12 protein-coding genes and 1 pseudogene are annotated in these 14,061 nt (G+C 69.4%); 2 read left to right on the top strand and 11 right to left on the bottom strand.

Annotated features, from left to right (window positions below; all coding sequences use genetic code 11):
• Positions 1-9 precede the first annotated feature (9 nt).
• The 3 genes from DJ019_RS21535 to DJ019_RS09030 all read right to left on the bottom strand — a co-directional run bounded on the left by DJ019_RS21535 (position 10) and on the right by DJ019_RS09030 (position 1,990).
• Entirely contained in the window at positions 10-135 is a 126-nt protein-coding gene (locus tag DJ019_RS21535; protein ID WP_276309996.1) for a hypothetical protein, read from the bottom strand.
• An 85-nt stretch (positions 136-220) separates the two neighbouring features.
• Positions 221-862 carry a GntR family transcriptional regulator gene (locus tag DJ019_RS09035; RefSeq protein WP_111275689.1) on the bottom strand — a complete coding sequence of 214 codons (642 nt, stop codon included), beginning with the start codon at positions 860-862 and terminating at the stop codon, positions 221-223.
• 180 nt (positions 863-1,042) lie between these two features.
• A complete protein-coding gene (locus DJ019_RS09030; RefSeq protein ID WP_111275688.1) occupies positions 1,043-1,990 on the bottom strand; it encodes a DUF2493 domain-containing protein in 948 nt (315 codons plus the stop codon).
• A gap of 150 nt (positions 1,991-2,140) precedes the next feature.
• Between DJ019_RS09030 and DJ019_RS09025 the strand changes: the two genes are divergently transcribed.
• On the top strand, positions 2,141-3,082 hold the full coding sequence (locus DJ019_RS09025; protein ID WP_133255269.1) for a hypothetical protein: 942 nt from the start codon (positions 2,141-2,143) through the stop codon (positions 3,080-3,082).
• A 26-nt stretch (positions 3,083-3,108) separates the two neighbouring features.
• Here DJ019_RS09025 and DJ019_RS09020 read toward each other — a convergent pair whose 3' ends face one another.
• The 5 genes from DJ019_RS09020 to DJ019_RS09000 all read right to left on the bottom strand — a co-directional run bounded on the left by DJ019_RS09020 (position 3,109) and on the right by DJ019_RS09000 (position 7,440).
• Positions 3,109-3,321 carry a hypothetical protein gene (locus tag DJ019_RS09020; protein WP_111275686.1) on the bottom strand — a complete coding sequence of 71 codons (213 nt, stop codon included), beginning with the start codon at positions 3,319-3,321 and terminating at the stop codon, positions 3,109-3,111.
• A gap of 124 nt (positions 3,322-3,445) precedes the next feature.
• Positions 3,446-5,242 carry a ParB/RepB/Spo0J family partition protein gene (locus DJ019_RS09015; protein WP_111275685.1) on the bottom strand — a complete coding sequence of 599 codons (1,797 nt, stop codon included), beginning with the start codon at positions 5,240-5,242 and terminating at the stop codon, positions 3,446-3,448.
• Between the two features lie 163 nt (positions 5,243-5,405).
• Positions 5,406-5,828: a DUF2958 domain-containing protein gene (locus DJ019_RS09010; protein WP_111275684.1), complete on the bottom strand. Its 423-nt coding sequence runs from the start codon at positions 5,826-5,828 to the stop codon at positions 5,406-5,408.
• Positions 5,825-6,796 (bottom strand): DUF7146 domain-containing protein, encoded by a 972-nt coding sequence (locus tag DJ019_RS09005; RefSeq protein WP_111275683.1) that lies wholly within the window; start codon positions 6,794-6,796, stop codon positions 5,825-5,827. The genes DJ019_RS09010 and DJ019_RS09005 overlap by 4 nt, the downstream gene beginning before the upstream one ends.
• Positions 6,793-7,440, bottom strand: coding sequence for a JAB domain-containing protein (locus DJ019_RS09000; RefSeq protein ID WP_111275682.1), 648 nt, complete (start codon positions 7,438-7,440; stop codon positions 6,793-6,795). The genes DJ019_RS09005 and DJ019_RS09000 overlap by 4 nt, the downstream gene beginning before the upstream one ends.
• A 526-nt stretch (positions 7,441-7,966) precedes the next feature.
• Here DJ019_RS09000 and DJ019_RS08995 point away from each other — a divergent pair.
• A pseudogene (locus DJ019_RS08995) lies at positions 7,967-8,907 on the top strand (transposase); the annotation flags it as partial.
• A gap of 226 nt (positions 8,908-9,133) precedes the next feature.
• Here the strand turns inward: DJ019_RS08995 and DJ019_RS08990 are convergent.
• The 3 genes from DJ019_RS08990 to DJ019_RS08980 all read right to left on the bottom strand — a co-directional run bounded on the left by DJ019_RS08990 (position 9,134) and on the right by DJ019_RS08980 (position 14,060).
• Complete coding sequence (locus DJ019_RS08990; protein WP_133255268.1) at positions 9,134-9,751, bottom strand: LuxR family transcriptional regulator; 618 nt, start codon at positions 9,749-9,751, stop codon at positions 9,134-9,136.
• Between the two features lie 570 nt (positions 9,752-10,321).
• Complete coding sequence (locus DJ019_RS08985; RefSeq protein ID WP_111275680.1) at positions 10,322-12,364, bottom strand: ATP-binding protein; 2,043 nt, start codon at positions 12,362-12,364, stop codon at positions 10,322-10,324.
• Between the two features lie 94 nt (positions 12,365-12,458).
• Positions 12,459-14,060: a globin-coupled sensor protein gene (locus DJ019_RS08980; RefSeq protein ID WP_111275679.1), complete on the bottom strand. Its 1,602-nt coding sequence runs from the start codon at positions 14,058-14,060 to the stop codon at positions 12,459-12,461.
• Position 14,061: the final 1 nt, after the last annotated feature.

Here is a 14,061-nt window from a genome sequence, read left to right as displayed (position 1 = left end):
GCCTCGGCGTCACGGCTTGAAGTAGAGTTGCTCGTCGATCTCGACCTCGTCGCCGTCCGGGTTGCCGTAGGTCGACGCCTTGGCGCCGCCGAGGCTCAGGAGCCGGAAGCTCCGCAGGCTGAACAGCTTCATCATCTTGACCTCCCTGGGTCGTAACCGCCGCTGATTGCGACGAGCCAATCGGACAACCTGGGATGTGTATATTCAATCTATATTCGGTCTATTTTTTCAGGTCCCGCGCGCCGGCCTCGATGAGGGCCGCGAGCCGGTCGGATTCCCGGATCCGCACGGCATGGAACTGGCGCAGCAGCGCCAGCCGCTCGGCCCGCGACGCCGCCCCGCTCGCGAGCAGCGCCAGCGCCTCGCCGTCCAGGTCGGCCAACAGCTGGGCCTCCAGCCGACGCACCGGCCCGAGCTGGATCTGCCCGATGCGGAAGGCGGCGTACAGCGGCCGGCTCCCGGTGGCGGCCACCCAGCGCCGGAAGAGCGACTCGACGCCGGCGACCGGGTCAACACCGCCCGCCGGTTCGGTGTCCAGCGGGCCGGGCGAAGCCGGGGCGACCCGGTTCGCACGCCGGGGGTCCAGCGCGATGAGGAGCTGCGCCAGACTCATCCGGTAGAGGTCCGCGACCTCGACGGGGCCGAGCAGGCGGACGAAGTAGCCCTGCCCCCGCCGGTCCTCCAGCAGCCCCTCCCCGGTCAGGCGCGAGAGCGCCTCGCGCACCGGCGTGGTCGAGAGGCCCAGCTCGTCGGCTAGGTCGACGGCGGTCGCCCGGCCGCCCGGCGCGAGCGTCCCGTTCTGCAGGCGCTCGCGCAGCGCCGACAGGGCGACATGGAAGGGCTCGGCCTGGGGCTCGGCCATCACAAACTCCGCTGGCCTGGATCAGGCGAAGCGGCAAGGAGGCGCGGCCGCCCCGGATCGTGACAAGGGCGATATTTCCCCCTCGCGGGCGCCGCCGCCTGGGCCGCCCGCCAATATTCACAATGCACGCCAGGAAATGGCGGGCCGGTCGCCGGATTCGACACAGCCCGCCGGCCGGGCTCAGGCGGCGGCGGGCGCGCCGGGCTTTGGACCGATCCGCACACAACGCACGCCGCGCGCCTGGGCCTGTTCGGCGAGGTTCATCGCCGGCCCGAACGGCGGCGCGCCGGCCTGCGCGGCCAGGCCCAGGCTTTCGGGCAGCACCAGCACGCAGACCGGCTGCAGCGCCAGCAGCTGGTCGTTGGCGCGGAACGGCGCGGCGCGGCCGAAGCGCTCGAAGTCGGGACGGGCCAGGACCAGACGGACGCCCTTCTGCTGCGCCCAGCGCTTGGCGATGCGCTCGCCGCCCTTCGCGCCGGTAAGCGCGAGGGACATGTCGGGGTGCTGGGTGCGAGCCCAGTTCAGGGCGTCGAAGATCCGTCCGGCGTCCTCGGGCGTGTCACTGCGCGGCGAAGCGCGGAACGCGACCACCGCATCGCCGGGGTCGGCGGCGTCGCGGCGGCGGACTTCGATCGCACGCAGCGCAGCCTGGGCGTCGAGCTGCGCCGCAGTCGCCCCGCCGCGGACCGATCCCCGCCAGGGGCTCCAGACTTCTCCGGTCGAAATGCCATAACTCTCGGCGGCGGCGTCGCGCACAAAGGCCAGGGCCTCGGCGGCCACGTCCATTGCGTCGGCCCGCGCCTTCGCCTCCTGCAGGTCCACGTCGGCGACCTCGGAGCCGTCGAAGTCGCGCAGCAGGCCGGCGAGCCGCTCGCGCTCGCGGTCGGCGTCCCGTTCGAGGCGCTGGACACCGGCGTGCAGCCCGCCGATCAGCGTCTCGCAGATGGTGACGGCGTGATCCTCGAGGGCGCCGCCCAGCACGGTGTCGAGCACCTCGCCCAGAAGGGCCCGGCCCAGCTGGACCAGTTGCGGCTCGGTGGGATGGGGTCGCGGGTCCTGCAGCGCGGCGGTGCGTGCATCGAAGCCGTCGAGGTCGGCGGTGTTGAAGAAGGTGGATGGCGGTCGCATGGCGGTCTCCTGAGGCTGCGAGCCGAAGCTCGCGACCTCCGGCCGCCGGACCGGCCCGCAGGCCAGGGCGCCGAAGGCGGCGCCAGCGCACCCTTGCCGGCGGGCCGGCCCGGTGGCGCTCCGTCGCGATCCTCCGCTTCGGCGGCGCCGGTGACGCCGGCCGCACCCGGCCAACGCGACCCGCCGGAATCGCGGCACGCTCGCCGCATGCGTCCAACCCTCCGTCCGCTGCTCGCGTCTGCGTCCTGGTCGCTGATCGCCGTGCTGTTGGGTCCGGGCGTCACTGCCGCGGCCGTAACGGCGGCGCCCGCGCAAACGCCGGTGGCCAGTGAGCCTGCGCCAGCGCCCACTTCGATCGACCGGCCATCCGCTTTCGAGCGCGAGACTTTGGCCGCAGCCCAGCACGCGAACCGCATCGCCGAGGAAGGGATCGCCGCCCAGGTCGAGGCCGCGCGCTGGCAGACGTACCTGGGCTTCAGCGCTCTGGGACTGTCCGCGATCGCGGGCCTCGCTGCGGTAGCCGCGGCCGTCTACGCCCGCCGTGCGTGGCGGGAGAACCGGCGCAGCGCCGACGTGGCGGAGCGCATGTTGAGCGGCTACGAGCGGCCGTTCCTGCTGCTTGAGGTCGTGAAGAGCGGCGTCACCTTCGGCGACAACTCGATCACCTACGACGTGACGAAGTACCGGTTCCGCAACCTCGGCCGCGTGCCGGCGCTGATCACCCGGCGGCATTTCGAGCTTGGCAACAGCGGCGAGATGCCGGACCCCATCGATCCGGACAAGGAGGCTGGCAAGCCCGTCGTCCACGGCGTCGCCGTCGGTGCGAATGATGTCTCTCAGGAGATCGAAACCGGTCGCGCGCTGCCGCTGTTTTCGGCGCTGAAGCCGGGCCGGAAGGTGAGATCCGGCGGCGAAGATTCACGGCCGAGCGTCTACTTCCACGGCTTCGTGGAATACCGCGACCTGGCCGGCCGCGGCTGGATCACCGGCTTCTGCTTCGCGCAGTCCGACAACGAGGCGGGCTTTCAGCCACTGAGCCTGGCGGCCCGCGACGCGCCGGATCCCTACAACTTCGACCGCCAGATCGGCTGAGCTGTCGGCCGTCAGCTGGCGGGTCCTCAGTGCTGCGTGATGGGCTTGCGCTCCCCGAACCGCAGGATCAGGTCCCGGCGCAAGGCCTCGAATTCGAGCTCGATGACCTCCACCTCGGCCGGCGACGCCCCGTCAGCGCGGGCGATCATTCCGATGCAACGGTCGACGATCGCCACCGCTTCGGCGCGGCCACGCAGCCGAATCCGCAACTCCAGGAAATAGGCGAGGTGCTCGTCCATGGGTCAGCCCCTGCAATGAACGAACCAAGTTCGCCCGTCAAAGCTGTGGCGTGCGTTCGCATCCACTGCAAAGGCGCACGCCCCCGCGAGAAACGGGAGCGTGCGTGGAGAAAAGCTGCTGAGGCTATTCGGCGGCGATCGCGGCCGGTTCGGGCGTCAAGGCCGCCTCAGCCCGCCGCAGCAGCGGGGCGACCCCGCGGGCCCGCCGCGCCGGATCGAACGGCCGCCGCGTATAGGCCTGCGCCGGGAACGCCATCCACTTCGGCGTCCAGGCCTCGGGCTTGGCACGCCCGTTCGCCCCGTCCACGAAGTCCCTCAGGATGCCCTTCTGGGTCTTCACCTTCTCCGTCAGGTTGCCGTCCGCGACCTTCTTGCCGCCGACCTCCTTCAGCATGGCGTTGACCGTCTCGCGGTCCCGCATCAGGTCGAAGAAGGCGTCGTCGGGCGACCAGAACCGGGCGATGTCGACCTTCAGCCAGACGCCGGCCGCGTCGACCGCTTCGCCCCCGGCCTCCAGGCTCTCGGCCATGACCACGGCCGCCACCGCGAGCACAGCCTCGTCGGGCACGCTGAGCAGCCGCGCGAAGACGGCCGCAACCCCGCCCAGGCCGCGGCGGCCCAGCACCTGGTCGACCTCCTTGCCCAGGTCGAGGATCGCCGCCACGGCCTGCCGCCGCTCGGCGAACGCCGCCTCCGCCGGGCTGGCCGCCAGGCTGACGGCAATCCCGGGGTCGTGGGGCGCGCGCGGCTCGGGCTTCACCTGCCAGTAGGGCGAACCGGCGACAGCGTGGGCGACCAGCAGGCGCAGCGCCACCGCCGGATGTTCGGTGAGGGCCACCCGAACGGCGGCATGGCGGTGCAGGTCGATGTAGCGCCCCTGCGCCTGGGTCACCTCGGGCCACGCCAGCTTCGCGGCCTCGGCGGCGTCGGGATTTTCGCCGCGCGCCGCCTTCTCGGCCGCCGCGTGCGCCCGCTTGGCCTCCTTGTCGGTGAGCCAGCCCTCGTGAACCTCGACCTCGCCCTTCATCCCGACGGAGATGAACACCTTGCCTCCCCTGGCCTTCGGCGTCCTGACGTGCTTCCAGCTGTAGAAGGGCTCGCCCACTTCGAGGACCGTGACCTCGCTCCATCCGTCGGCGAGAAGCGCCTCCACCCGCGCGGCGACCGCCTCGTTCTGGCAGCGCCAGAAGAGGTCGCTTTCCACGAAGTAGCTCTCCTCGCCGAACAGGTCGGCTCGGATTTGGCCCGGATAGTCGTCCAGCGAGAACAGCGCGTGCTTCGTGGGGACCGAGGCCCCGCCGAACAGCCAGGCCTTCAGCGAACCGCCCATCGGCGCCCGCTGCTCGGGATCGTCGAACATGGCGAGCCAAGCCTTCTGTTGCGCCTTGCTGGCCAGCGTCAGGCAGCGGACCGTCGCCACGTCGATCGCCTCCTTGCGGTAGAGGCTCCGCACTCGCGGCAGGAGGTTGCCCAGCGCCAGGGTCCGCTTCACCACCACGTCCGACAGGCCGAAGGTGGCGGCGATCTGCTCGGCCGTGCGCCCGGACTTCACCAGCCGGGTGAAAGTCTCCCAGCAGGTGACCTCGTCGGGCGGCAGGCGGCCCAGGTTCTCGATCAGCGAGGCTTCGATGGCCGCGGCGTCGTCGCCGGCTTCGAGGATGCCGATCGGCACCGGGTCGATCTCGACACCCTCGGCGATCGCCGCGAGCGCGGCCTTCCAGCGGCGCCGACCGGCGACCACCTCGAAGCGGTCGGGCACGACAGCGCCGTCGGCCACGGTCTCGAGCACCAGCAGCGTCAGCAGCACCCCGCGCTGGCGGACCGAGGGCAGGATGTCCGAGACGTCGGGATCGGGTCGCCCATAGTGCATGTTGAGCGGCGAGAGGGTCAGGTTGCGGGGATCGGCAAAGGCCAGTCTCATGGTCGTACTCCTGGGGGTCAGGGGTGTGAGTCGGTCCTCGCCACCCACGCTTTGGCGGGACAATGGCGAGGGCAGCTTGCGCCGGGAGGGCGCGGATCGCCCGGCCAAAGGGGCCGGACAGGTCCGCCGGCGGCCGCAACCGCCGGCGGATGGGCGGAAGGGTTCAGTCGGGATCTACGGCCGGCGCAGTGTCGGACGCGGGCGCAACCGTGCGCACGATCTGCTCGGCCTCGCGGATCGAGCCGCAGCGCCGTGCGATCTCGGCCCACTGCGAGATCGGCAGCCGCCCCTCAAAGTGGATGTCGCGCTCGATGGTCAGCCCGAACGGCAAGGTCACGCCGGTAAGTTCGCGCAGGCTCACCGAGCCCAGCTCCGGACAGCCCATGTCGAGGTCGCAGAGTCCGAACATCGTGTCGCCATCAGGATCGAGCTCGGTGATCAGCCAGGTCCCGGGCCCGGAGGGGTTGAACAGCTTCAGGACGGGGACGTGATCCCCGTCCGGCTCCGCCGCATTGGCGGCGAGGCGCGGCCGCAGCGCGTCCGGGATCAGGACGAGGCCGTCGTCGTCGGGTTGGGTGTCGGTCATGGCGTGGGTCTCCGGGCCGACGGCCCGGACCTCCCGTCCGCCGCGCCCGCCCGTCCGCGCCCTTCCTTCCCCTCCACCTCCCCGGGGCCCATCCCAAGCGCCTCGTTCCAGTCCCCGAACGGCGGTGGCGGCCATCGCAACGCCACCGCCACCCCGGACGCGCGCAGGCTCGCCGCCAGCGCCCGCGCCGAGGCCTCGCCGTCGGCGCCGCGGTCCGCAGCGATCAGCACGAAGCGCACCCCCGCCGGCGGCCGCCATCGACGCAGGTTACGGGTCGACAGGAGCGCCCAGGCCGGCAGCCCGAACCGCCCCGCCGCCGACAGGCTGGTGAACACCCCCTCGCCCACCAGCAGGCGTGGACCGGCCGGCGCGAAACGCACCGCGGCGCCTGGCGGACAGAGGCCGACGGTCTTGCGCGGCAGTCGGAGCAGGGCCCGCGTCCCGTTCGGCGCGAGGTAGGTGACCTCGACACCGACGAGATCCCCGGAGGCGGCGTCCCGGATCGCCGCCAGCAGCGCCGGCCGGCGCGGGCCCGCGCCGGCGTAGACCGCCGCCGGAACCTCAGGATGGTGCCGCAGACCCTCCGTGGGCGCGGCGACGCCGCGCAGGTCGAGGTGCCGCGCCGACAGTGAGCGCCCGAGCGGCCGACCTTCCGACCAGAGTTGCTGCGCCGCGGCCAATCGTTCACGCCGTCCGGGCGCCGGCGGCGGGACCACAAGGGCGCCCCCCGCCCCGACCAGGCGGCCCTCGCCGTCCACAAGGCCGAGGTCCTCGATCTCGGCCAGCACGGTCCGCCAGTCGTCGCCGGCGAAGCAGTGGACCACCACCCGGTCGCGCGAGAGGAGCAGCGACACTGAGCGGTCATCGGGACCATGCCCGGGGCCCGGCACATTGGCGCGTCGCCCGCCGGCCCAGAGGTCGCCGCCGAGCGCGCGGACGATCGGCGCCAGGGTCGCGGCCCGGCTCACAGGAGGCCCAGGCCGCGGAAGCTGATCACCTCCTGGTCAGCGACCAGGAAGTGATCGTGCACGGCGATGCGCAGCAACCGTCCGGCCTCGACGACCTGGCGCGTGGAGTCCACATCGCTGGTCGAGGGTGTCGCGAGCCCGCCAGGGTGGTTGTGGGCGAGCACCACCGCCGCGGCATCGAGCTCCAAAGCTCGCCGCATGATCTCACGCGGGTAAACGGGCACGTGATCGACCGTTCCCTCGCCCAGCACTTCGTCCCGGATCAGACGGTTGCGCTTGTCGAGGAAGAGCCCGAGCAACTGTTTGCGCGAGCGCCCGGCCAGCATGCCCCGCAGGTAGGCGGCGACGCTCTCCCAACCGCTAAGCACGGGCCGCTGGCGAAGCGGCGACGCGAGAAGTCGCCGGGCGATGTCCTTCGCGAGGGCGAGGCGCACGGCGGCTTCGGCCGGCGCGGACCGCGACAGGGCGGCGACCGAGGCCGCCAGCACTTCCGGCAGGGAGCCGAACTCGGCGAACAGCGCGGCCGCCTCCCCGGCGTCCAGGCCGGCGGCGACCTCCAGCGCTTCCTGGTCGTCCAGAGCGGACGGACCGGACCTGATGAGCCGGGCGAGGACCTCTGCGGGGGTGGAAGTGGAACGGGGCATGGCGGTCCCCTGCGATGGAGGCGACCCCCGATGCGGGGCCGCCCCGCCTCGTCCTCCCTCCTCCTCCCGCGCGGGCAGGCGCGGGAAGCGATCTGCATCATCGGACGGCGGAGCCGTGCGCAGGACAGGCCATCATGCGGGGCGTTGCGGGGGCGCGGGCCCCGCAGAAGGGGTCGGCCGAGACCACGGGCTCGGCCGTAGGGGAAGGCATTCCCCTCCCGGGAACGCGCTTGCACACGCTATCGCCCGCCACGCCTGGACACTTCGCTGCGGACGGCCGGTCGGCCACGCCGGGAAAGACCGGTCGTGATGCCCGCCGAGTGAAACGGTCCACAGGTTTTCGCGCGCCGCCCGGAGGGAGCCGTCGCCCCTTCTGCGTCTTCGGCGTCTCCGCCCCATGGCGGAACCCAGAGGGATCGAACAACCGACTGAGGCTGTGTAAGAACGCGAAGCAGTTCAGGCTCCTGACGTCACGGTGTCGGGGGCGCAGATGGGCCGCTTCGTCGAGGGTGAGGATCGCAGGCAGGCCACGCTGCTAAAGCTCTACGTCTATGGCTACCTGAACCGCGTGCCGTCGAGCCGCCGGCTGGAGCGGGAGGCGGGGCGCAACGTCGAGCTGATGTGGCTGATGGGCAAGCTGGCGCCGGACCACAAGACCATCGCCAACTTCCGCAAGGACCACGGTCCGGCGATCCAGGCGGCCTGCGCGCACTTCGTGGTGCTGTGCCGCCAGATCGGGCTCTTCACCCAGGCGCTGGCGGCGGTAGACGGCAGCAAGTTCAGGCGGTGAACATGCGCGACAAGAACTTCACCGCCACGAAGCTGAAGAAGCGGATGGAGCAGGTGGCTGAGCACATCGAGGGCTATCTGGTCGACCTCGACACCGCCGACCGGCAGGAGGGCGAGGCCGCCGAGGCGCGGGCCGGGAAGCTGAAGGACAAGATCGCCACCCTGCGCGCACAGATGCAGGCGCTGAAGGCCATGGAAATCCAAGTGGCTGAGGCGCCGGACGGCTAGGTCTCGCTGACCGACCCGGACGCGCGATCCATGGCGACCAGCGGCCGGGGCAGCGGGATCGTCGGCTACAACGTCCAGTCCGTCGTCGAGGCTGAGTCACCTGATCGTGGCCCACGACGTGATCATGACCGGCAGCGACCGCCAGCAGCTCACGGCCATGAGCGAGAAGGCCAAGTCCGCGATGGGCGTGGACGGCCTCGAGATGCTGGCCCACCGGGGCTACTTCTCGGGCGAGGAGATCGTGGCCTGCGAGTCCATCGGCGTGACGCCCTATGTGCCGAAGCCGCTAACCTCGGGCGCCGCTTCGGCAAGCAGGACTTTACCTACCTGTCGGACCAGGACGTCTACCGCTGCCCGGCCGGCGCCCTGCTGCCGTATCACATGACGACCGTGCAGCGGGGCCTGACGCTGCACTCCTACTGGGACCTCGCGAGCTGCCGCGCCTGCGCTCCGTGAACTTCGCCGCGTTCGACAGGAGATTGAGCAGTATCTGCCCCAGGCGGGCGCCGTCGCCCGCGTAGACGCCCTTGGCGGCCGGAGCGGACCCGGCGCACCGCCTGCCCACGATCGGGGGCGTGAAAGTCCTCGACCAGCTGGCTGCCCCCCGGCAAGCGCTCCACCAGTCGGAACACCGGCTGTCCGCGGGCGCTCATGGTCTCCGGCCGATCGTTCATGCTTAGCACCCCTCCAGCACGTCGCAGCTGGGGCAGGGATGGTCGGCGGCCGGCGCATAGATCGCCGCCTCCGTCCGGTTCTTCGCGCCGAGCGTCTTGAGGATGGCGTTCACGTGGACCTTCACCGTCGCCGGCGAGGTTCCGAGCGCCGCGGCGATGTCCTTGTTGCTGGCGCCCCGGGCCAGGAGCCGATGAACCTCCCGCTGGCGAGGGGTGAGCCTCGGCGCCGTAACCGCAGCGCCTTTCCCGTCGCGCGCCGCGCAGTCCCCGCAATGCGGGGCGAACCAACGGCGGCCGGCGATGATCTCGGCGACGATGTTCCGCATCTCGTGAAGATCCATCGTCCAGGGCACGAAGCCATCCGCGCCAGCTGCCTTCAGCGCGCGCAGCTTCACGGCGTCACACTCGAGCCCGAAGTAGATGCGGCGGGTCGGAACGTCGCCTCCCAGCTCGAGGCGAAGGAAAGGCCAGTCTCTCAGCCGCAGCCCATCGACGCCGACGGCGATGACGTCGACGCATGAACGTTCAAGCGCGGCGTAGGCCTCCTCCGCGGTTCGAGCCGATATTATCTCCGCGCTCCCCATCAGGTCGGCGAGCAAGGCCTTGAGATGCGCGGCCATGACCGGAACCCGGGACACCACCAAGGCGCGCGGCGACACGCAATCCGCCCCCCCTCTCAAACGCTTTCCTCCCCGCTGAAAAGCCGAAATCCGGTGAGTGCTGAAACTGCTTAATTTGCGTACATATGAACATACGCCGATGGGTCTAGGCGCGTTCGGGGCTCGAACGGGAAATTCAGTTATACTAACAATCGCCACGCGCAGTCTTGCAGTTGACCGTCTCCACCCTACCAGCAACCCTGTCCGGCATCATAGCTCCAACGCTACAATTTCACTATTTAGATCTATACCTATCTATTTCCTTTCCAATCCCGAATATTGCATCGCAAATCCGTCACAAATTCCCGCAATCTTCCCATTCATCTAGAGAGTTGCCCGGCGGGCCGCGATCCAGGATGGACGTTCCGCGTGCGTCTTTTCCGCGCACCGAGGTCCAAGAAACGCGCTCCCCAGCGGCCCGCCCACGTCCGCCCGGGCCGCAAAGGGGACGCCCGCCAAGAGCTCACCTCTCCGAGGACTCGGCGGCGGTAGACCGGATGTTGACCGACCGGATCACCCCCCCGGAGACGGTCAGTCGTCTTCCAGGTTGAAGAGGTACCCGATCAGCTTCTCGGCGCAGATCGGCTTGGTCAAAACTTCATCCGCGCCAGCGTCAATCGAGTCGGCGCGATGCCGGTCGAGGGCGTTGGCGGTGACGACACAAATGGGCGTGCGGGGCAGGCCACGGCTCAGTTCCGCCTGCCGAATCCGGCGAACGGCCGTCAGCCCGTCCATCACCGGCATCTGCATGTCCATAAGGATCACGTCCCAGCCGCCCGCCTCCGCCGCGTCAACGGCCTGCTGCCCATCTTCTACACAGGTAAGGTCGACGGGCAGGTCCTGGAGAAGGAGTTCGACAGTGCGCCGATTGATCGGATGATCCTCCGCCAACAGCACGCGCAGTCGGCGATCCTCTTCATCCTCGGCCGAGCGCGGACCAGCGCTTTCGCAGCCATTTGCCGGGGCGTCGCGGCGCGACAACGGCAAGACAACCTCGAATGTGGAGCCCGCGCCGGGGGTCGATCTCGCCGAAATCGTTCCGGACATCAGTTCGACGAGCGCCTTCGAAATGGCGAGGCCCAGTCCCGTCCCGCCAAAGCGGCGGGTGATCGACCCATCCGCCTGTTCGAAGCGCTCGAACAGCAACGGCGCGATAGAAGGCTCGAAGCCGATGCCGGTGTCAGCCACCGCGAACGTGAGTTGCCCATCGATAGGGCCCAGCGCGACATACTCGACGCTCAGCCGAACCGCGCCTGCTGATGTGAATTTCACCGCGTTGCTGAGGAGGTTCGACAGGACCTGCCGCAGCCGCAACTCATCGCCTTCATAGAGGCCCTCCGCGGAGAGGGGCAGGTCCACTTCGATCGCCAGCCCCTTTTCAAGGGCCCGCTCGTGAAACAGCAGAGCCGTCTCGCGTACCACCCGCCCGAGCTCGAACGGCTCACGGCGGATTTGGATATGGCCCGCCTCGACCTTGGCCAAGTCGAGGATGTCATTGAGCAGCCCCTCCAGGGCGCGACCGGACACGCCGATCAGGTCGACCATCTCCCGCTGGGTCGGCGAAAGCTCGCTGCGGACCAGCGCGCTGGCAATGCCAAGCACGCCGTTGAGCGGCGTGCGGATTTCATGGCTCATGTTCGCCAGGAAGGTCGACTTCGCGCGATTGGCCCGCTCCGCCTGCTCGCGGGCGTGGATGAGCCGCTGCTCGGCGGCTTTGGCCTGCGTCAGATCGCGAACGATCGCAGTGAACACCCCTCCATTGCGAGTCGAGAGCTTCGCCAGAGACGCCTCGGCGGGAAACACTTCCCCCGACTTTCGTCGGCCGCGTATCTCGGCCCGCTGATGCATCCGCAGACTCTCGCGTGCTCCCCTGCCGAAACCTTCCACATGCAGGCGGTGAGCCGCCCGCGCTTCGTCAGGAAGAAGCACTTCGATGGGCTGCCCGATCACCTCGCGACCCTCATAGCCGAACATCGCCTCGGCGCCGGCGCTGAACAGCATGATGTTCGCCGACTGATCTGTGACGACGATCGCCTCCGGCGAGACCCGCAGGAGGCTTCCGAGCATCTCCTGCGTCTCGCGATGCGCAGCCTCGGCTTCCCGTCGTTCGGTCACATCCGTGACCGCCCCCGTCATCCGCACCGGCGCCCCAGACTCGTCGAACTCGACGAGTCCCAGTTCGTGCACCGTGCGTATCGACCCGTCTGGCAGCACAATGCGGTGATCTATCGCGTAGTCGGCTTCGCGGGCGAGCGCCTTCTGGACAGCGCCTTCGACCAGGGGCCGATCATCGGGATGCACCCGAGCCAGGAAGCGCGGATAGGTCGGCTCGAACACATGCGGTTCCAAGCCGAATATCCGGTAGATTTGGTCGGACCAGATCAGGCCGTTCGTTGGGATGTCCCACTCCCAACTGCCGGTGTTGGTGACCACCTGGGCCCGCTCGAAATGTTGCAGGCGTAGGGACATCAGTTCGTACGGTATGTCCCGACCCGCCCGGGTCGACACATAGCGACGCCCCCTTCGCCAAGTCGGGCGACTGTCGGGCAGCGGAGCCTTGATCGTCTTCGGCATCAGGTGAAGGGTGCTCTCAGGATTGGGAGCGTCAGGTCGACGCGCCCCGCATTCGCCCAGGGGCCGCTTTCAGGCTGCGGCCCCGCCGAGATGCTCAGAATTCCTCCCAGCTATCCTGTGGAACCTCCGCAAGTCTCAGGGCCGTCGCAGCGCCCCCAGCCCTCCCGGCCCTGGCAGTCCTGGCAGGAAGCGGGGTTCGGCGAATCTGCCCCCGATCCCCCTGCGCTCCACCATCTCCGGCGGCGCTCGTTCTGAACTGCTGGACAAGCTGCACCATTTCGAGGGTCTCGCCCTTGAGCGACTGGGTCGCCGCCGTCGCCTGCTCGACCATGGCCGCGTTCTGCTGGACCACCTGGTCCATCTGGTTCACGGCGGTGTTGACCTCGGCCAGCCCGGTGGCTTGCTCCTTCGACGACGCGGCGATGTTGCGGATGACGCCATCGATCTCTTCGATCTTGGTGACGATCGACTGCAGGGCGCTTCCGGTTTCGCCGACTAGGGCGACCCCCGACTCGACCTGGCTGGAGGACGCCATGATCAGGCTCTTGATCTCCTTGGCGGCTTCAGCCGAGCGCTGCGCGAGGGCGCGCACCTCCGAGGCGACCACGGCGAAGCCCTTGCCGGCGTCGCCCGCCCGCGCGGCCTCGACGCCGGCGTTCAGCGCGAGAAGGTTTGTCTGGAAGGCGATCTCGTCGATCACACCGATGATCTGACCGATCTGCCGGGACGACTGCTCGATTTCACCCATCGCGCCCACGGCCTGCCGGACGACCTCTCCGGAGCGGTTGGCTTGCTGGGTCGCCTCCGCCACGACTTTTCCGGCCTGGGTCGCGCCATCCGCGGTGGTCTTCACGGTAGAGGTGATTTCGTCGAGCGCTGCAGCGGTTTCTTCCAGACTGGCGGCCTGCTGTTCGGTCCGGCGAGACAGGTCATCCGACGCCTGGGCGATCTCTTCAGAACTTGCGCCGATACTCGTCGCCGCGCCCACCACGGCGGACATGGTCTGCTCGAGGGTGGAGAGGGCGCTGTTGAAATCGCCCCGCAGCCGCGCGTACTCGGACGGCAGGGTGTCAGGTAGTCGGTAGGTGAGATCCCCGCCGGCCAGAGCCGCAAGGCCCGCGCCGAGCGACTCCGCCACGCTCGCCCGCTCAGAGTTCAGAACCTCAGCCTCGGCGCGTTTCCGCGCCTCTTCGGCCGCCTCCAGATAAACTGAGATCGCGAAGTCCATGTCGAGCAGAGTGGCCTTGGCCAAAGCTCCGAGCTCGGCTGCCACCTTGTCCGCGGAGGCGCCGCGCCCGCCACCGAAGCGATGCTTGGGCCAGCGCGCTTTTACGACCGCATGGACCAACGCCTCGAGGACGAGGGCGTATCCCCCAATGTACCACCGCGGCTCGAGACCGATCCGAGCGTGGGTCTCCCCCACCGTGGTCACCGCGCGGACATACTGACCATCAAACTGGGCGCTGGAGATCGTGTCCCAGTGAGCCTCCTGCCGCGACTTGGCGCTGGCGACATGGCGCTGATCAGAGAAGAACCTGCGGGTTTCGGGAAAGGTCGAAATCTGCTGATAGAAGTCCTCGAGCGCGCCAGGAAGCGACGAGGCGATAATTGCCTTTATGTCGCGCAGATGGGCCCGGGTGGCGGGGTCCATTTTCATGAAATCGAGGCGGCGGTCGAGGTCGTTGTTATTGTCCATG

The organism is Phenylobacterium kunshanense, assembly GCF_003254525.1.
Lineage (GTDB): Bacteria > Pseudomonadota > Alphaproteobacteria > Caulobacterales > Caulobacteraceae > Phenylobacterium > Phenylobacterium kunshanense.
The sequence above is the reverse complement of the archived record's forward strand: the minus strand, read 5'-3'. Positions and strand labels throughout refer to the sequence as shown.

Coding starts and splice junctions, on each gene's coding strand:
- DJ019_RS21535 (WP_276309996.1), bottom strand. CDS start 135: ATGATGAAGCTGTTCAGCCTGCGGAGCTTCCGGCTCCTGAGCCTCGGC.
- DJ019_RS09035 (WP_111275689.1), bottom strand. CDS start 862: ATGGCCGAGCCCCAGGCCGAGCCCTTCCATGTCGCCCTGTCGGCGCTG.
- DJ019_RS09030 (WP_111275688.1), bottom strand. CDS start 1,990: ATGCGACCGCCATCCACCTTCTTCAACACCGCCGACCTCGACGGCTTC.
- DJ019_RS09020 (WP_111275686.1), bottom strand. CDS start 3,321: ATGGACGAGCACCTCGCCTATTTCCTGGAGTTGCGGATTCGGCTGCGT.
- DJ019_RS09015 (WP_111275685.1), bottom strand. CDS start 5,242: ATGAGACTGGCCTTTGCCGATCCCCGCAACCTGACCCTCTCGCCGCTC.
- DJ019_RS09010 (WP_111275684.1), bottom strand. CDS start 5,828: ATGACCGACACCCAACCCGACGACGACGGCCTCGTCCTGATCCCGGAC.
- DJ019_RS09000 (WP_111275682.1), bottom strand. CDS start 7,440: ATGCCCCGTTCCACTTCCACCCCCGCAGAGGTCCTCGCCCGGCTCATC.
- DJ019_RS08990 (WP_133255268.1), bottom strand. CDS start 9,751: ATGGCCGCGCATCTCAAGGCCTTGCTCGCCGACCTGATGGGGAGCGCG.
- DJ019_RS08985 (WP_111275680.1), bottom strand. CDS start 12,364: ATGCCGAAGACGATCAAGGCTCCGCTGCCCGACAGTCGCCCGACTTGG.
- DJ019_RS08980 (WP_111275679.1), bottom strand. CDS start 14,060: ATGGACAATAACAACGACCTCGACCGCCGCCTCGATTTCATGAAAATG.